The following is an 18,348-nucleotide window of genomic DNA, read 5'->3' on the forward strand; positions in this document are numbered from 1 at the left end:
AAATGTTAGCTTCCTTATCATTCATTTCAATTATTTAGTTTGATACTTTAGACTCTTCGATTTTCGAACGAAGAACCATTTGCAAGATACCACCGTGACGGTAGTAGTCAATTTCAACTTCACTATCGAAACGAGCTACTACTTCAAATTGCTTCTCTTTTCCTTCTGCATCGATTGCAACTACTTTTACAAGATCACGTGGTCTAACCGTTTTGTCAATTTGAATTTCAAATGACTCGTCACCAACAAGACCTAATGTTTCAGCACTGTCGCCATCTTTAAATTGTAATGGTAATACGCCCATTAACACTAAGTTACTGCGGTGAATACGCTCGAAGCTTTCTGCGATTACTGCTTTAATACCTAATAAGTTTGTACCTTTCGCAGCCCAGTCACGAGAACTTCCCATACCGTAGTCTTTACCAGCAACAACTAGAAGGCCTGTGCCATCTTCTTTATATTTCATCGCAGCATCATAGATAGATGTTACTTCACCAGTTGGCCAATATGTTGTATATCCGCCTTCTGTTCCTGGTGCGATTTGGTTTTTAATACGGATGTTTGCAAATGTACCACGCATCATAACTTCATGGTTACCACGACGAGAACCGTAAGAGTTAAAGTCGACTGGTTGTACGCCGTTTTCTAGTAAATAACGTCCAGCTGGCGTGTGCTTACCAATTGAACCTGCTGGTGAAATGTGGTCTGTTGTTACAGAATCACCAAATTTACCAACTATGCGTAAACCTGATAACGTTTCAACTTCACCTGGCTCTTTAGATAATCCTTCGAAGAACGGTGGGTTTTGAATGTATGTTGAATCATTATCCCAAGTATATAAAGCTTCATTTGAAGTTTGGATTTCATTCCAGCGCTCATTGCTGTTAAATACTTGTGCATATTCTTTTTTGAACAATTCAGATGTAACAACACTTTGAACTACATCTTCAATTTCTTTAGCTGATGGCCAAATATCATTAAAGTAAACAGCATTACCATTTACATCTTTACCGATTTCATCATTTTTCAGGTCAATATCAACAGTACCTGCAAGTGCATATGCCACAACAAGTGGTGGTGATGCTAAGTAGTTTGCTTTTACAAGTGGATGAATACGACCTTCAAAGTTACGGTTACCAGATAGAACAGATGTTACTAATAAATCATTTGCTGCGATTGCTTCTTCTAATTCCTCTGCTAATGGACCAGAGTTACCGATACAAGTCGTACAGCCGTAACCAACTGTTTGGAAACCTAATTGATCTAAATACGTTGTTAAACCAGACTTATCTAAGTACTCTGTAACAACTTTAGATCCTGGTGCTAACGATGTTTTTACGTAACCAGGTACTTTAAGTCCTTTTTCAATTGCTTTCTTCGCAACTAACCCTGCTCCAATTAACACGTACGGATTTGACGTATTTGTACAGCTTGTAATTGCAGCGATTGCAATTCCACCTGTTTTCATCGTTACTTCTTGATCTTTCAATGTAACTTTCACTTCTTTATCAAACTCTTGCTCATTGAATCCAAGTCCTTGTGTTCCAACTGGTGCTACAACAGCTTTATGGAACTCCTCTTTCATATCTGAAAGCGAGATTAAATCTTGCGGACGTTTCGGTCCAGAAAGGTTAGATTCGATTGTATTTAAATCAATTTCAACAAGATCAGTATAGATTGGATCTTTACTATCTGCTGTATAGAATAAACCGTTTGCTTTACAATATTCTTCAACAACGCGAATTTGCTCTTCATCTCTACCTGTTAAACGTAAGTATTCTAATGAAATATCGTCGATTGGGAAGAATCCACAAGTTGCACCGTATTCTGGTGCCATATTTGAAATTGTTGCACGGTCAGCTAAAGGCATGCTCTTTAGTCCACTACCGAAGAACTCAACAAATTTACCAACTACACCTTTTTGACGTAACACTTGTGTTACTTTTAATGCAACATCAGTTGCTGTTGTACCACTTGGAAGTGTACCAGTTAATTTCACACCGATTACTTCAGGTACTGGGAAATATGAAGGCTGTCCAAGCATTCCTGCTTCTGCTTCAATACCACCAACGCCCCATCCAAGAACACCAATACCATTAATCATTGTTGTATGTGAGTCAGTTCCAACTAATGAATCTGGGTATGCAACTAAGTCACCTTCAGCATTTTTCACCGCATGAACAACCGGTGCCAAATATTCAAGATTTACTTGGTGTACAATACCTGTTGCTGGTGGAACTGCACGGTAGTTATCAAATGATTTCTGTGCCCAGCTTAAAAATTTATAACGTTCTTCATTACGTTTAAACTCTAAGTCCATGTTGAATGCAAGCGAGTCCGCTGTACCCGCTCTATCAACCTGTACAGAGTGGTCAATTACAAGGTCTACAGTAATTTCTGGATTAATTTTATCAGGATCTCCGCCCATATCTGCCATTGCTTTACGAAGCGAAGCCAAATCTACAACAGCTGGAACACCTGTGAAGTCTTGTAAGATTACGCGAGATGGTTTAAACGGAACATCGATATCTTGAACATCTTTCGTTCCCCATTTCGCTAAATTTGTAACGTGTTCTTCTGTAATTACGCGTCCGTCTACTTGACGAAGTACAGATTCAAGTAAAACTTTCACGGAATATGGTAATTGAGATACGTTGCCAACCCCTGCGTTTTCAAGCGCTTTCAATTGATAATAATGATACGTCTTTCCATCTAGTTCAAAAGTTGCACGTGATTGAAATGGATTATGTTTGACCATTATGTTTCCCCCCTGTTAAACGTGACTAATTTGTCTGAATATAAAATGTAGACAAACTTTTCAATACCTTACGATAATATCTTATTACAACTTTCTAAATAAGTAAATAATAAGAAACTTATGGATTATCATAAGTTTTCTTTATCTTTCTAAATTTGAATAGTGTCCATGCTCTTTATTAATACTATTACTATAAAGTAAAGCACTCTTTCAGCGTTTTACTTTACGTTCATATATGCTATGAACGACTCATAGTTCGTCTATAAAAAACATTATAGAGGTGAGAAAAATGGGTAAACGAAAAGCCAATCATATTATTTCAGGAATGAATGCTGCATCCGCCCAAGGGCAAGGAACTGGCTATAATGAAGAGTTCGCAAATGAACCTTTAACTCCGGCAGAGCGACAAAATAATAAGAAACGAAAAAAGAATCAGTAACGAAAAATCCCAAAAGGTATACCTTTTGGGATTTTCTCTAATGTTTATAACGTAACAACTCCGAAACTGTTACAAATCGATAACCCTGCTTTTTCAGCTTAGGTAAAATTTTTGCTAATGCCGCCACTGTTTGACTACGATCACTTCCTCCATCGTGCAACAGTACAATATCTCCACTTTTAGCATTTTTCACAACATGATTTACTATGGATTCTGTACCTGGATTCGCCCAATCACGAGGGTCTTGATGCCATGACCATAGAACAATTTGATACCCAGCTCTTTTTGCCGTAGTAAATACAGCATCATTAATATATCCACCTGGTGGACGGAACAATAAAGGTTCTTTCACCCATTTTTCAAAATATTTCTTTCCATTTAAAATATCATGTTCTAATTTTTCATCTGATGAATTACTCGCATAAAAATGATTCATCGTATGATTTCCGATTTCATGCCCTTCTTTCAACACTTGCTTTACTAAGTACGGATTACGCTGAACTCGAAAGCCAATCATAAAAAAAGTCGCTTCCGCTTTATATTGACGTAATAACTCTAATACTTGCGGTGTATAAGTTGGGTCCGGTCCATCATCAAATGTAATTGCGATAATTTTTTCATTATTTGGCACTTCCCATGTTACATAGCCAGTTGGCTCTAGCTCTTTTCTTAACAACATTTTAGCTTCCACTTTGTCCACTTGAAATATATGTACTGCACAAATTAAAGAAAAAATTGATAGAATAATTTTTCGTTTCAGCATAGTAGCACTAAAAGTAATGAGGTTGTTGAATTCACAACAACCTTTTTCACTTTTCTATTTGATCTACATTTCGCATAATATTTTGGAGATTACTTTCATATTGCTCAAGTTGTGGACGCTGCGTTTCTGATGCTACTTCAAGTGCATTTTGAATCTGTTCGTACGCCTCTTGCACTTCTTGGCGTAACGCTTTTAAATCATGGCCGTAATTCGGGTCATTTTTCACAATATTATTGAATATATTTTCCGCTTGAACGACCCCTTGCTGCGCGGCCTGAAAAGCCTGTTGCTTATCTTTATGATATGGCATAACACTTTCACCTTCCTATATGAGTTAGTCCTACTTATCTTTACCCGTTTCTCAAAAAACATTCTCGTATAAATTCGCAAACTTCTCTCATTCTAAATAGGGAGAGGAGGTGTAAAATACAATGGGTAAAAACAATAATCAATCTAATCGTCAAAACGAGAAAAAAGGGCAATCTTCTGGACAGCCCGAACCTTTAAGTGGATCTCACAAAGTTAAAAATCGTAATCATTCACGTCAAAAAAATCATGCACATCATGATATGTAAAGCAAAAGCATTCACACACACTGTATCTTTCACATAAAATGTTTATATTTTTCTATTTGTTCTTCACCTCTATTTCATTCATGCATAACATAGTATGAATTGAGATTTTACGGAGGGTGTCTTTCATGGGCAAGAAAAAGAAGGATTGTCTTTTTCATGTTGATGGTTTCGAAGAATGGATGGATCAATTTTGTTCTGATTCTTGTAGTAACTTTAGTTTTCCAAATCAAATTCATATTGACCTTTGTGAAACAGAACAAGAATACATTTTGGAAACAGATGTACCAAATGCAACTGCACAAAATGTACTCATTAAAAAGATGGAGACAGGCCTAAACATTTGTATACTTTATAAAAACACTTCTTTACAGCGGATTGTTCCTTTACCTACTAATATCATTTATAACAAGATGCTAGCCTGTTTAGAGAATGGATATTTAGCCATTCATATTTCCAAAAACGAAGTTGCCAATAAACATGAAAAGAAAGTTCTTTTTTCAAATTAAGGATTACTATAAACACAAACATGAGCCCGAGCAACCTTCTAGTTTGCTCGGGCTCATGTTATTTCGCATGTATTTCTATTTTAGAATTTCTAACATATCTTTTTTTCATTAAACCTTTTGTCACTAAAAGAACTGGGAACGCTACGCTTGAAAATATAGCTAATATTAAAAATACTATAAGGCCATTTTGATATCCATAATGATCGAGAAGTATCCCGCCAAACCAAGGACCAATTACTACTCCAATTCCTGAAAAGCCCATAGCTCCAAAATATGTCCCTTTCAAATGTGAAACAGCTATCTCATCAATAAATACATCTGTCATTGAAAACATTAATACTTCTCCGAATGTAAAAATAATTGTACATATAGCAGCCCCTAACATAGATTCTACTAGTCCAAATCCAAACAATCCCCCGCTCACAAATAACGTTCCAACCATAATAGATGCTAACGGCGTATACTTTTTACACATTTGAATAACAGGGTATTGAATAACTACTACTGTAATCGCATTTAAAGTTAGCATATATGAAAACAACTTTACTCCATCTTGAAATATATGTGCGTTTGCAAAATATTGAGATAGTGTCGTCGTTAACTGTGAAAAACCACTATTACTCAAAATGATTCCGACTAAAGCAACTAAAAATACTATGTCTTTTCGCAAAATCCGAACCGCACTTAACATTGTGACCGGATTTTCTGTAGTTACTTTCTTTTTATCAAGTGGATATTTCTTAAATTGAAACGCTAATATAACTGTATATAAAATGTACACTCCAGCGGCTACTAAAAAAGGAATCGTTGATTTTGCACTTCCAATCTGTAATCCAACAAGTGGACCCATCGCTACTCCAACATTTATTGCACCGTAACGCAAATTATATACGAGTAAACGATACTCTGGTTTCGTTAAATCTGATAATAAAGCTCTTGATGTCGGTTCAAAAAAAGAACGACATAATCCATTCAAAGCGTTTAATAGAAAGAAACTAAAAACATGATCTGCAACTGAAAACCCTATAAATACAAACACCCAAACAATCATGGACCATATTATAATCATCTTTCGACCAAATCGATCCGATAAATTGCCTCCAATAAAACTAGCAAACACTCCAACAAGCGCACTCGTTCCAATGATAGCACCGGTCATTCCAGCCGATACGTCTTTAACAGTCGTTAAATAAATCGCTAAAAAAGGAATGCTCATTGAAGTTGCAAACCTAGCAAATAATGTCCCTATAATGATACTCATTCCAAGTGGATGAATATGCTGTAACTTCCCCTTCATCTTTAAACCTACTCTCCCTTTTCCTACATAAAAAAAGAAAGCAAAGGATCTGCTTTCTTTTTCCTTTTTCTATACTTGAGATGTTTATACCCGAGCTGTTCTCGTTATTTCCATATCAATTCCATATGTAAACTGTAGTTCTTTACAAACATCTTTAATCAAAATAGCTACATTATACTTTTCATTAAATTCTAAAACAATGCTTTCTACTTCTTCATATGTATACTTATATTCGCCAGTAATTACACTTTTTAAATCAAAGCATTCATTAATACAAAGCTGGACGAGTAATTGTTCATACTTCTCTATGACATCTTCTTTTTTCCAAAGTAACTCCTTTACATATAACCGATCAAATTTCACACTTTCTCGATTACAATCCGTTAAAATCCGGGTCATCTCATTTAATTCTCGATATAATTCGGAAATATTTCTGCTTAAACTAAGCAACTTATCTACGCCGTTTTCATATGGCATTTTCATTCCCCCCCGCATTTTCTTCTTATTATAGCAAGAAAATTCTAAAAATAGTTTCTTTCTTCTGAAATATTAGGAAACTAATTTCAATTGCTTTACAATGAAACTAGCTAACACGAAAGGGGAAAGAAAATTGGAGAAAAAATTATATTACATCGACGCTTATAAGAAAGACTTTACTACTAAAGTTATAAAGCAAGATTATTGTACAGAAGGAAACTTATATGTTGTCTTAAATGAAACTGCATTTTATCCAACAGGCGGCGGACAACCACACGACACTGGAACTTTAAATGGTATTCCGGTAAGTAACGTTGAAGAAGTAAATGGAGAAATTCGTCATTTCATAATAGAACAATTACATACGGAAGAAGTAGAGGGTAAAATAGATTGGCAACGTCGTTTTGACCATATGCAACAACATACGGCTCAGCACATTTTATCCGCTGCTTTTTGGGATCACTTTAACATACCGACGATCGGGTTCCATCTTGGAAAAGAAACTATAACCATTGATTTAGAAACTGCCAATCTTTCTACAGAAACTGTTGAGAAGGCCGCACAAATTGCTAATCAAATTGTTTTTGAAAACCACCCTATTCGTATTGAATGGATGAACTTAGAAGAGGCCAAAGCATTACCCCTTCGCAAAGAACCAACTATGACAGAAAATATACGGGTTGTTATCATCGAAAACTATGACTACAACGGTTGTGGTGGAACACACCCGAAACATACAGGTGAAGTAGGCCCTATTCAAGTACTAGGATGGGAGCGCAATAAAGGTGGTATACGCTTAACATTTATCGCTGGTTGGCGCGCTCTTAAATTAATGGGACAACAGCAACAAATTATGAAAGATGTTTCTAAACAATTGAACAGTAGCGACACTGATATTCCAGCAAAAGTAGCACAACTTCTTACCTCTCAAAAAGAAAACGAAAAGGCAGTACAAGCAATGAATGAAAAACTATTATTTGTAGAAGCAAATGAACTATTACAACAATCGGAAGAAATACATGCTGGAACACTTATCTCTCGAGCATTTACAAATCGTTCCATGCAAGAAATCGCAAAACTATCCGCTATTATTACAGAACAACAAGAACACGCAATTACATATTTCGTTATTGAAAATGAGGACAAATTACAATGTATTCTTGCTTGTGGTAAAGCAGTGACACTCGATATGAATACACTTTTAAAAGATGCCCTCCCTTCTATTGAAGGAAAAGGCGGAGGAAATAAAAAGAGTGCTCGTGGTGGTGGGAAAGCGATTATGAGTGGGGATGAGTTTTTAAATCAACTTGTTTCTTCTTTACAGTCAGCAGTGTAAAACATGTTTATGAAGGGTAGCTAACGGCTATCCTTCAATTATTTACAGGCCTATATTTTGTTTCAAGCCTTGATAACTCCCTGCACTTGCAAAACCTTCACTTATAAGAGTTATAAAAGTTTCCGAAAAACTATAATGACTTAAGTCTTTAATCGGTACAATTTGCACATCATGAATCGGATTATGGTCAAACTCGTTAGAAGGTAGCGTAATTTCACCTTCAATCCTTTCAAGCAGAAACGTAATATGCAATAAAGATGGGATAGCATCTGGTTTATCACAAACATAGAGTAGTCTCTTAATCTTAACTTCTAATCCGGTTTCTTCTCTCATTTCTCGAATCATCGCTTCTTCTAACGTTTCACCGTTCTCTACTCTTCCTCCAGGTAAAGACCAATTCCGATTAGCGACTCTTTGTTTTACTAACAATACTTTTTCATCTTCAATTAAAATTCCAGTAACACGAACTTGCATTACATTTTCCATATGTAATCTCCTCTTCCCATTAAATTTATAAATTAATCCTCCCACAAAAGGAACGTACGTTTTATAATTAAAGAAAATTATGGAAGAAAGAAGTTGTTATATGCATGCGCCCACCTTTAACGAAGTCTATATCTCTTGAAGATTTCCAAAACTATTATTGGTTAAAAACAGAACTGCAAACATTTTGTCGTGAGCATGATTTACCAGCTAGTGGCTCTAAGATTGAAATAAGCGGGCGTATCTCACATTATTTAACTACGGGTAAAGTATTAAAAAACAGTTCTCATCAAAAAGTGAGTAAAGCTTCCCTCTCTTATAAAGATCTTTCTCTTCAAATAATTATTACTGAAAATCACCGCTGTAGTGAAGATGTGCGTGCTTTTTTCAAAGAAAAAATTGGAGCAAACTTTCGCTTTACAGTAGCTCTTCAAAAGTTTTTTAAAGAGAATATTGGAAAAACATATGAAGACGCGATAACGTTTTGGTACGAAGAAAACGAACGTAAAAAAGAACCATCCTATAAAACAACTATCGGTACACAGTTTGAATACAATCGCTTTACTCGCGACTTTTTCGAAGATCCAAATAACAAAGGAAAATCAAAAGCTGATGCTATCGCTGCTTGGAACAAAATAAAAGCAAAACCTGGTAACAACGCCTATATTCCTGAAAAAATAGAAAACTAGTTATCTTGCTAGTTTTCTACTTTCTCAAATAATAGAGCAAGCCCTATCCCTCCCCCAATTCCTAATGTAGCAATTCCATATTTCATATACTCTCTTTTAGCCTGATAAAACAAGCGCGTTACAAGCATAGCTCCAGACGCACCGTACGGATGACCAAGTGCTATTGCACCACCATTTACATTTAACTTTTCATACGGAATTTGTAACGTTTGCGCACATGCAACAACTTTAGCGGCGAACGCTTCATTCATCTCAATACAATCAATATCTTCTATTACTAAATTCATTTCTCTAAGTAGTTTTTGTACGGCAAATATCGGACCAGTTCCTGGAAGATTTGGGTCAACTCCAACTACAGCACTATGAACGAAACGAAGAACTGGCTTGTACCCTAATTTCCGAGCTTGCCCCTCTTCCATTACAAGAACAGCACATGCCCCGTCATTTACACCACACGAATTCCCTGCTGTTACCGTTCCATTTTGTAAAAATACAGGTTTCGTTCTCTTAATCATTCTTTCATAATTCATTTCTCGCTTTATAGATTCATCTAATAATCCATTAAAATAATGAGGTAATATCTCTTCTTGTATATATCCTTTTTCTAATGCTTGCAGCGTTCTTTTATAGCTAAGATAAGCATATTCATCTTGCATCTCTTTTGTTATGTTATATTGCTCTGCAACATACTCAGCCGCTAATCCCATATCTGGATCCCCAATTGTTTCAGGTGAAAACCGCGCTCTATTTTGAAAAGGTGACGTACTTGTACTCTCTACGCCCCCAGCAATATAACAATTACCTGCATCCCCTTGAATAAAATGACACGCAGTACGAATTGCTTCCAATCCAGCGCCGCATTGCCGGTCAATCGTTACACCAGGTATATGATAACCAAGCCCAGATTCTAAAGCAGATAATCTTGCAACATTACCTCCCGGTCCAACAACATTCCCTAATATAACATCGTCTATTTCTCTCTCAATTCCTCTACTTAAAAACGTAAGAAGTGGTGCTGCTAATTGCTGAACTTCAAAATCTTTCAACATCCCGTTTTTTTTACCAATAGGTGTTCTTTTCGCTTCTACAATAACCGCCCTATTCATATATCTTCTCCCGGTTTTTAATCATACTTTTTGCTGCAATACGAGCGATTTTCCCGCTATTTGTATACGGTATTTCATCTACAAAATGCCATTCTTTCGGTATTTTAAACGAGGATAATCGTTGTAAGCAAAAACTTTTTAATTGTTGCTTCGTAGCACTTCCTTTTACGATGGCGACAGGTTTTTCACCCCAGTAACTATCTTCTACACCAACCACAACTATTTCTTCAACAGCTGGATGTGTCTGTAATACCCTTTCTATTTCTTCTGGGAAAATATTGATTCCTCCAAATAAAATCATATTCTTCTCTCTACCAACAATATATATAAAGCCTTCTTCATCTTGGTAGCCCACATCTTGCACTGTCATCCAGCCACCTTCGGACAATTGCGGGATTATAGCTCCATCCGATACATAGCCCATAAAAAATTGATCACTTTTCACATACACAGTTCCTATCTCACCTGTCTGTACTTCTTCTCCTACTTCATTACATATTCGAACTTGTACATTATGACAAGGTTTCCCTACTGAATTCGGTTTTCTTTCACTCTCTTCATCAACCAATGCCGTTACAAAGCTTAGCTCAGACGCACCATAAAACTCATACCTTTTTGCATAAGGAAACACATTCTTCATCTTCTCTTTTGCTTCAGCTTCCCATTTCGCTCCTGACGAAATAATTTTCATTTCACTTTCAATTACTTTATTTTCTTTATACAAAGACTCAAGCATTGTAGGAACTGTATACATTACAGAAATATTCTCTATCCTTATACTAGATAGCACTTGAACTGGTACAAACTTTCTCATTATGTGTACCGTTTGCCCTAAAAACAATGCACTTATTGCGCCGTATAAGAAAAGAGAATGAACGAGCGTCCCAGCTATTAAAATAGAATCTTCTTTTTTCATATGAAAGTCATGTATATTGCAATCAAAACTATGAACCCACGATTGTTGTGCACGTAAAAATGCTTTTGCCTTCCCAGTCGATCCTGATGTAAATCCCATATAAAACGGAGCATTTTGTACACTTTCTACAGGATTATATGTAGGAAGATAGTTCTCTATCATTCTTTTCCACTCATCAATTTCAATTACTCTTCCTTCTTCATCCGGTAGATCATTTACCTTATATCGCTCTGTCACAATCACATCCGGATTACTAATTGCAATTCTTTCTTTGAGCTCATCCTCTTTCCACTTTATATCTAACGGCACACAAACCCATCCAGCCATCGCAGCACCAGCAAATAGTTGTAAAAACTCCATACTATTTTCTAATACAATTGCTATCGTTTTATTCTGCGATTCTTTTTCATTCAACCAGTTTGCTACTTTACAAACTGACTCCAACCAACCTTTATATGTTAATACTCTATCATCTTCTTTAATCGCTATTTTATTTGGTTGTAAAGAGGCATACTTTTTATATTCTTTTGTAATCCCCATATGAGACGTCCTTTCTTTACAAAATAATAAAAAGAAACACGCAAGTAACGTGTTTCTCCTTTTTCTTACCCTGCATTTGTAATTTTTTTATTCTTCAAAGCAGGCGTAATAATATGTTTCAATGAACGATGTAATTTCGTTACAAGAATTGCTGCTATAATCGCTTTTATGCAATCACCTGGTAAAAATACGGCACTTACTTTCATCGTCTGCCATATAGAAACATCCATAAAGAAAGCTTGTACAATAATACCAAATACATAAACTACGAAAATACCACCAATTATATTAATACATAATACCTTTATTATAGAAACTTCACGTAAACGCTCAATTAAATAACCAATGACAAACGCTCCAACGATATAACCAAGTAAATATCCTGCACTTGGCCCAACAAATACGCCTGGACCACCGCGTCCACCAGCAAGTAATGGTGCTCCAACTCCAACTATAAGTAAGAAAATAAGCTGACTTAACGCACCAAGACGTGATCCTAACAATCCACCAGCAAGCATAACACCGAGTGATTGTAATGTAATCGGAACTGGTGTAATAGCAAGAGCAATTGGAGGTATTAACCCTAACACTCCCATAATAGAACTAAATAAAGCGACGAAAACTAAGTTTTTTGTATTCATATTTGCTTCTCCTATTTGTAAACTTAAATTAGATTTTAGATAACATATTATAGGAGTTATCTTATCTTTCTATCCACCGTCTGTCAACCTTGTCTCCATATAAGTTTACAAACGTAAATTCAATTATTTCTCTTTATGCAAATGCTCAAGTTCTTTCCGAAGCGCCTGCTTTAAAAACTTCCCAACAGATGTTTTCGGAATTTCCTCCATAAATACAATATCGTCCGGTAACCACCATTTAGCAAACTGTGGTTTTAAAAACTCATATATTTCTTCTTTTGTAACCGTACTATTTTTCTTTTGAACAACACAGGCAACTGGGCGTTCTTGCCACTGCGGATGAGGAATTGCAACGACAGCCGCTTCAAATATAGCATCATGTGCCATTAAAGCATTTTCAAGATCCACTGAAGAAATCCATTCTCCCCCGCTTTTAATAACATCTTTCGTACGATCAACAATTTTCACGCAGCCTTCCTCATCAACTGTAACAACATCACCAGTATATAACCAACCGTCTCGGAATCCTTCGACAGTACGATCATCGTTATAATAGCTTTCAGCGATCCAAGGTGCTCGTAAACATAACTCTCCCATCTCAGTACCATCCCACTTCACTTCACCATTTGTACCGACTACTTTCATCTCTACACCAGGGACAAGATATCCTTGTTTTGAGCGGATTTCTAATTGCTCTTCATATGATAATTCTGTTTCATAACTTTTTAAACGTGCAAGTGTTACGAGTGGGCTTGTTTCAGTCATACCATATGCATGTACGAAAGGAACATTATATTTTTGCTCAAATGCTTTAATAACGCTTTTCGGTGCAGCAGCACCACCGCATAATATTCTCGTTATACTAGATAAATCGTAACTATTATTTTCTAACTCTTGTAATACACCGAGCCAAATTGTCGGCACACCTGCTGCTATCGTTACTTTTTCAGCTTGAATCATCTCTAATAAAATTTTTGGAGTAAACATTGGTCCTGGCAGAACTTGTTTAGTTCCAAACCAAGTAGCTGCAAAAGGAAGCCCCCAAGCGTTCACATGGAACATCGGTACAATTGCCATCGCCGCATCACTTTCCGATAAAGCAGCTGTATCCGCTAAACCGAGTGCCATACAATGCAATACAGTACTACGATGCGTATATACAACACCTTTTGGGTTTCCTGTAGTTGCTGACGTATAACACATACCAGCAGGTGTATTTTCATCAATATCTTTTACAAATTGGAAAGTTGGATCGCCTTCTTCTAATAGCTTTTCATAATGATATACAGGTTCTAGCGTAGTATTGGGAAGTTCACCTTTATCAGTCATAATAATGTAGGCTTGTACAGTTGATAATTGTGATTGAATATTTTCAACAAGTGGTACGAGATCTTCATCTATAAGTAGAATTCGATCTTCTGCGTGCTGAATAATGTATGAAATATGTTGAGGAGATAAACGAATATTAATTGTGTGTAAAACGGAAGCAATACCTGGAATAGCAAAATACGCCTCCACATGTCGATGATGATTCCACGCTAACGTTCCTATACGCTCGCCTTCTTTAATTCCTAATTTTTTTAGCGCACTTGAAAGTCTTCTCGTCCTTTCACCTAACTGCTTATACGTTAACGTCGTAACTTTATCATGTGTCCGTGAAACAATTTCTTTCTTCGAAAACAGTTTCTCTGCTCTTTCCATCATAGAACTAATTGTTAGCGGTACATTCATCATCATATTGGTTATATCCCCCTTTAAAGCGTTTTCATTTTTCGTTTATTATAACAGACTTCTACAAATGATTACGATATTTTTCTGTATTTTCTGAATTATTTCTTTGGAAATAATTCAGAACGATAAAAAACATGTTTTGAATACATTGATTCGAAACATGTTTTTTATTTTTTATAAACTATCTACCTTTTTTCTTACTTTCTTTTTCATTTTAAAAATAAAACGATTACTGTATTCCTTATTTTCTACTAAAATTCGATACATCTCCCACACTCCTACAACACGAACAAAAAGATAGACTCCAATAGCAATAAGTACAACACAGTACGGATAATACTGCACTAATTCTCCTGAAGTGATATGCTTTTTCTCAAATAAAAATGGTATCGCTCCTGCTGCTATAAAACAAAATCCAACGATCATTACTGCAGCATACTTCTTTTTAATAGTCGCATATCTTTTTGTCAATTCTTTTAAAAAGCTTGGATCAAATAGTAATTCTTCTTTTTTTAATACATTGTATCGACTCTCTTCTATAGTTACAGGTACCATCATTGCTCCAATTCCAAGGACAGCAATGATAATAACAAGGAATGTCGACATTGTTGCATTTTCTTTAAATAATAAATACGGTATTGTCGATAAAATGAGCAAACTAAATCCTAACGCAATATATTTAGAAATTTTTTGCCCATACACTATATACCCTTCCGCCATTTCCTGACTTACATAATAACCATTTTCCTTTTCATTACTTTGCTCAGCAGTTTCTTTTAATAAGTAATCAAGAGATACTTCAAATACATTTCCAATCATTATTAGTTTTTCGGTTTCAGGAAAACCTTGACCATTTTCCCATTTACTAACCGCTTGTCTTGTTGTGTTTAATTTCTCAGCTAACGCTTCTTGAGAAAGGCCTTTTTCCTTTCTTAATTTAAAAAGCTTCTCACCAAATCCCATATGTGTGTCCCCCTTTGTTTTCTTAACTAAATTGTAGGTAAACATTGCTCTTATCTCTATCTTCCTCTGGTTGCACTTTGTCAACTTACGGTTGCGATTGTGTTATATAGCGGTTTTGTATACGATTTAGCTAGTTTTCTTCTATGATTGTGGTATTAAGAAAAACAATATTTCTCAATAACCAATTATAACAATTAAAGGTAATTATTGTTATATGTAAAACAAAAACCCCCTTATTCAATTAAAGGAGTTTTCAATATAAAATATTTCATTGATTCATATATCTTTTCCTAGATATACAATACCGTTTTGTATCACGATACTTACCTTTAACGAACAAATCATCTTGAATCGTACCTTCATACTTCATATTTAAACGTCTCATTAATCTTTCAGATGCTTCATTTTCTGAATTACATCCCGCTTCAATGCTATTAAGATGTAACTCATTAAATCCATAACTAAAAAAAGCTAACGCAGCCTCGGTAGCTAATCCTTTTCCCCAATATTTTCGCGATAAGGTGTATGCAATTTCCGATTTATGTATAGTTGAATCATAACTTATAAATCCACATGTCCCTATGAGTTTCTGCTTCTCTTTTAATACTATTCCAAGAGGAGCGACTTTTTCTTTCTCATATCTTTCCATGATTTCATAAATAAACTTTTTCGTATCATTTAACGATCGATGTTCATCCCATACCGTATAAGTTGTTAATTTATTATCCGAAGCATACTCGAATATATGTAAAATATCACTCATATCAATTTTTCTTAAGATAAGACGTTCTGTATACAACGTTGGATACGACCACTTCTCAACAATCATAACGGCTTTTGTTTAAACTTTTCATAATTTCTTACTTTTAATGAGAGAATATGGCCACAATCCGTACAAATATAAGCATCTACTGGCGATGATGTGAACATCGTTTCCTTTTTCCGTATTTGTGCATAACCGATAAACTCACCTTCTCCTATGTTTTGAGAACCGCAATGAGAGCATGTCTGCACGTCTTTCTGTTTCATGAGAGCACCACCTTTAATCTGTTTCCACTCCCTTCGACAGTTCGCTTCCATTTCCCTTCCAAAAAACCTCTTATTCTCTTACATTTCAACAGGAATCTCAGAACAAACATCGTATATGTACTATGAAATATATTTATTGACGGAGGAATCGTATGAGTAGAATTATGACAGTCAATACAGCACAAGAAATTGAGAACGCAGAAATACATATGCTTTCTTCTAGATTAGAGGCACTACAAGAAATAAACGGAAATCCAATGCAAGTACAAATGAAAAAGTTCGGGAGTGCTACTGCCTTTTCATCAAAAATAATTGCTGGTCCTACTTTTAACACAGTAAAGGGCATTGCATCTACAAATACAGATGAGATAGATGAAATCATCTCTTATTATCAATCACTACAAATCCCTTGCCGTTTTGAAATTACACCGGCTCAAGGCACAACTGAACTATTTCAATACTTATCTCAAAAAGGCTTTTACCAATCTAGCTTCCATACCGCTTTATATAGTATACCGGGACAAGATTTTTTACTTCCCCCTTCTAACATTTCAGTACGCAAACTGAAAGAAAATGAGTTTCATACTTTTGCAGATATTTATGTACGTGGATTTAATATGCCGTCCTTTACAAAAAATGGTGTTCGTCAAAATAATGAAATTCTTTACAATAAACCAGGATGGCATTTTTTCATAGCCGAAGTTCAAAACACTCCTGCTAGTATAGGGGTACTTTATATAAATAAAGGTGTTGCTTCATTAGCTGCTTCTGCTACTTTGCCAGAATTTCAACGTAAAGGTTGTCATACCGTATTAATTCAAAAACGAATTGAGACCGCTGTTGCATCCAATTGCAATTTAATAGTTGGACAAGCTCGATTTGGTAGCGGCAGTCAAAATAATATGGAACGTGCCCATATGAAAATTGCTTATACAAAATCAATATGGACTGCGAAAGACATATAATTAACTTTCTTTTTCTTTCCATTACGAATGTATACATTTTATGACAACTACCTTTCTATCCTGTTACTCATTTGAATATTCAAACTAAATTTGTTACGCTATTACTAGATACATCATTCAACTTGCAATATGAAAAGAGAATTCTACTCAAACTACAAGGAGGAGAAATGTATGACTAAACATGATCATGGTTTAAAAGAAAAAGTAGAAGGTGCCATTGATAAGGTAAAGGGTGAAGTAAAGGAAGTTGTCGGGAAAGTAACTGACAATAAAAAATTACAAGCCGAGGGAAAATGGGATAAGGTGAAAGGCACTGCTAAAGATACTGTCGGTAATGTAAAAGAAAAAGTACATGAATATAAAGAACATAAAGAAAACAAATAAAAAAAGAGCCATCTGGCTCTTTTTATTTACCCTCATTCTTCTCTAACACATACAAATCTTCTTCAATATTCGTTAATTTCTCACTTACAAGCTTTCTTGCATCTCCAATTGCTTGATTGTATGCAAATGGTCCTACTAACTTTATCATTTCTTCTATTAAACGTTCTGCTTGGAAACGTCCAATTTCATCTAAATCTTCTTCAACGAAAAATTGCTGAATTTGTGCTACAAGCTCTTCTTTTTTATCATTCGCTATTTTTATGTTCATCATCATTCGTTACTCCTCTATATTTAAGATAATACTTTTCTTAACTCTACCATAGAAAAGCGATTTCCTGGACAAGTTTTTGTAACCCCTTCTAACTCCCTATGGCCGAGTATATTTCCTTTCTCTATGGCAAACTGCTTCATAAACATTTTACATAAAGAATATAATGAATTCATTTGTGCAGTATTTGGATCATATTTATCAAAATTTCCCGTCATACATATTCCAATTGTGTCACTATTATTATCTTTCGCATGTGCTCCAATATGTAAACCTCGCCCTTCGACTACAGTTCCATCTTCTTCAATAAAATAATTGTAACCAATCCCGCTCCATCCTCTTACCTTTTGATGAAATTCGTGGGTTTTATACACATCCCATCCATCTTCTGACGTATGGTGGACAATCAGTTTATTTACTTTCTCTAAAGGAACTAATTCATCTTGAAATGTTAAATTTACACATTTAATTTCCATTTGAAC

General features: G+C 35.4%; 22 protein-coding genes. 7 read left to right on the forward strand and 15 right to left on the reverse strand.

Features of this window, described 5'->3' with window-relative positions; translation table 11 throughout:
- Positions 1-34: 34 nt before the first annotated feature.
- Positions 35-2,758, reverse strand: coding sequence for an aconitate hydratase AcnA (acnA, locus tag NSS97_RS18250; protein WP_107886515.1), 2,724 nt, complete (start codon positions 2,756-2,758; stop codon positions 35-37).
- Between the two features lie 289 nt (positions 2,759-3,047).
- Here acnA and sspO point away from each other — a divergent pair, with 289 nt between their 5' ends.
- Complete coding sequence (sspO, locus tag NSS97_RS18255; protein WP_002033549.1) at positions 3,048-3,197, forward strand: small acid-soluble spore protein O; 150 nt, start codon at positions 3,048-3,050, stop codon at positions 3,195-3,197.
- Positions 3,198-3,234: 37 nt separating this feature from the next.
- Here the strand turns inward: sspO and pdaB are convergent, their stop codons facing one another.
- Both pdaB and NSS97_RS18265 read right to left on the reverse strand, forming a co-directional pair.
- Entirely contained in the window at positions 3,235-3,960 is a 726-nt protein-coding gene (pdaB, locus tag NSS97_RS18260) for a polysaccharide deacetylase family sporulation protein PdaB (RefSeq protein ID WP_107886514.1), read from the reverse strand.
- Between the two features lie 46 nt (positions 3,961-4,006).
- The gene (locus NSS97_RS18265) at positions 4,007-4,270 is read right to left on the reverse strand and encodes a hypothetical protein (RefSeq protein WP_341113703.1); all 264 of its coding nucleotides are present in this window, start codon (positions 4,268-4,270) and stop codon (positions 4,007-4,009) included.
- Positions 4,271-4,391: 121 nt separating this feature from the next.
- Between NSS97_RS18265 and NSS97_RS18270 the strand changes: the two genes are divergently transcribed.
- Positions 4,392-4,535 carry a small acid-soluble spore protein P gene (locus tag NSS97_RS18270; RefSeq protein WP_002014281.1) on the forward strand — a complete coding sequence of 48 codons (144 nt, stop codon included), beginning with the start codon at positions 4,392-4,394 and terminating at the stop codon, positions 4,533-4,535.
- 125 nt (positions 4,536-4,660) lie between these two features.
- Positions 4,661-5,041 (forward strand): Hsp20/alpha crystallin family protein, encoded by a 381-nt coding sequence (locus NSS97_RS18275; protein WP_002087791.1) that lies wholly within the window; start codon positions 4,661-4,663, stop codon positions 5,039-5,041.
- Between the two features lie 58 nt (positions 5,042-5,099).
- On the opposite strand, the gene NSS97_RS18280 is transcribed toward NSS97_RS18275, so the two are convergent.
- The gene (locus NSS97_RS18280; protein WP_044443555.1) at positions 5,100-6,338 is read right to left on the reverse strand and encodes an MDR family MFS transporter; all 1,239 of its coding nucleotides are present in this window, start codon (positions 6,336-6,338) and stop codon (positions 5,100-5,102) included.
- A gap of 84 nt (positions 6,339-6,422) precedes the next feature.
- The gene (locus tag NSS97_RS18285; RefSeq protein WP_002137716.1) at positions 6,423-6,815 is read right to left on the reverse strand and encodes a hypothetical protein; all 393 of its coding nucleotides are present in this window, start codon (positions 6,813-6,815) and stop codon (positions 6,423-6,425) included.
- A 133-nt stretch (positions 6,816-6,948) separates the two neighbouring features.
- Here NSS97_RS18285 and NSS97_RS18290 point away from each other — a divergent pair, with 133 nt between their 5' ends.
- A complete protein-coding gene (locus NSS97_RS18290; RefSeq protein WP_152630543.1) occupies positions 6,949-8,151 on the forward strand; it encodes an alanyl-tRNA editing protein in 1,203 nt (400 codons plus the stop codon).
- Between the two features lie 42 nt (positions 8,152-8,193).
- On the opposite strand, the gene NSS97_RS18295 is transcribed toward NSS97_RS18290, so the two are convergent.
- Positions 8,194-8,637: an NUDIX domain-containing protein gene (locus tag NSS97_RS18295; RefSeq protein WP_107886512.1), complete on the reverse strand. Its 444-nt coding sequence runs from the start codon at positions 8,635-8,637 to the stop codon at positions 8,194-8,196.
- Between the two features lie 104 nt (positions 8,638-8,741).
- Here NSS97_RS18295 and NSS97_RS18300 point away from each other — a divergent pair, with 104 nt between their 5' ends.
- Complete coding sequence (locus NSS97_RS18300) at positions 8,742-9,323, forward strand: DUF6434 domain-containing protein (protein WP_107886511.1); 582 nt, start codon at positions 8,742-8,744, stop codon at positions 9,321-9,323.
- A gap of 8 nt (positions 9,324-9,331) precedes the next feature.
- Here the strand turns inward: NSS97_RS18300 and NSS97_RS18305 are convergent, their stop codons facing one another.
- The 7 genes from NSS97_RS18305 to NSS97_RS18335 all read right to left on the reverse strand — a co-directional run bounded on the left by NSS97_RS18305 (position 9,332) and on the right by NSS97_RS18335 (position 16,249).
- Complete coding sequence (locus NSS97_RS18305; RefSeq protein ID WP_107886510.1) at positions 9,332-10,429, reverse strand: acetyl-CoA C-acyltransferase; 1,098 nt, start codon at positions 10,427-10,429, stop codon at positions 9,332-9,334.
- On the reverse strand, positions 10,422-11,885 hold the full coding sequence (locus NSS97_RS18310) for an AMP-binding protein (RefSeq protein ID WP_107886509.1): 1,464 nt from the start codon (positions 11,883-11,885) through the stop codon (positions 10,422-10,424). Before NSS97_RS18310 ends, NSS97_RS18305 begins: the two co-directional genes overlap by 8 nt.
- 65 nt (positions 11,886-11,950) lie before the next feature.
- Positions 11,951-12,526 carry a biotin transporter BioY gene (locus tag NSS97_RS18315; protein WP_107886508.1) on the reverse strand — a complete coding sequence of 192 codons (576 nt, stop codon included), beginning with the start codon at positions 12,524-12,526 and terminating at the stop codon, positions 11,951-11,953.
- A gap of 123 nt (positions 12,527-12,649) precedes the next feature.
- A complete protein-coding gene (locus NSS97_RS18320) occupies positions 12,650-14,263 on the reverse strand; it encodes a long-chain fatty acid--CoA ligase (protein ID WP_044443574.1) in 1,614 nt (537 codons plus the stop codon).
- Positions 14,264-14,431: 168 nt separating this feature from the next.
- A complete protein-coding gene (locus tag NSS97_RS18325) occupies positions 14,432-15,220 on the reverse strand; it encodes a helix-turn-helix domain-containing protein (RefSeq protein WP_107886507.1) in 789 nt (262 codons plus the stop codon).
- Positions 15,221-15,488: 268 nt separating this feature from the next.
- On the reverse strand, positions 15,489-16,049 hold the full coding sequence (locus NSS97_RS18330; RefSeq protein WP_107886506.1) for a GNAT family N-acetyltransferase: 561 nt from the start codon (positions 16,047-16,049) through the stop codon (positions 15,489-15,491).
- Positions 16,046-16,249 (reverse strand): hypothetical protein, encoded by a 204-nt coding sequence (locus NSS97_RS18335; RefSeq protein WP_107886505.1) that lies wholly within the window; start codon positions 16,247-16,249, stop codon positions 16,046-16,048. Before NSS97_RS18335 ends, NSS97_RS18330 begins: the two co-directional genes overlap by 4 nt.
- Positions 16,250-16,401: 152 nt before the next feature.
- On the opposite strand from NSS97_RS18335, the gene NSS97_RS18340 reads away from it, so the two are divergent.
- Both NSS97_RS18340 and NSS97_RS18345 read left to right on the forward strand, forming a co-directional pair.
- Positions 16,402-17,214: a GNAT family N-acetyltransferase gene (locus tag NSS97_RS18340; protein ID WP_107886504.1), complete on the forward strand. Its 813-nt coding sequence runs from the start codon at positions 16,402-16,404 to the stop codon at positions 17,212-17,214.
- A 171-nt stretch (positions 17,215-17,385) separates the two neighbouring features.
- The gene (locus NSS97_RS18345; RefSeq protein WP_000160409.1) at positions 17,386-17,598 is read left to right on the forward strand and encodes a CsbD family protein; all 213 of its coding nucleotides are present in this window, start codon (positions 17,386-17,388) and stop codon (positions 17,596-17,598) included.
- Positions 17,599-17,620: 22 nt separating this feature from the next.
- Here NSS97_RS18345 and NSS97_RS18350 read toward each other — a convergent pair whose 3' ends face one another.
- Entirely contained in the window at positions 17,621-17,872 is a 252-nt protein-coding gene (locus NSS97_RS18350) for a DUF2164 family protein (protein WP_131929140.1), read from the reverse strand.
- Between the two features lie 17 nt (positions 17,873-17,889).
- A complete protein-coding gene (locus NSS97_RS18355; protein ID WP_107886502.1) occupies positions 17,890-18,342 on the reverse strand; it encodes an N-acetylmuramoyl-L-alanine amidase in 453 nt (150 codons plus the stop codon).
- Positions 18,343-18,348: the final 6 nt, after the last annotated feature.

This window comes from Bacillus sp. FSL R12-0074 (genome assembly GCF_038005725.1).
Lineage (GTDB): Bacteria > Bacillota > Bacilli > Bacillales > Bacillaceae_G > Bacillus_A > Bacillus_A mycoides.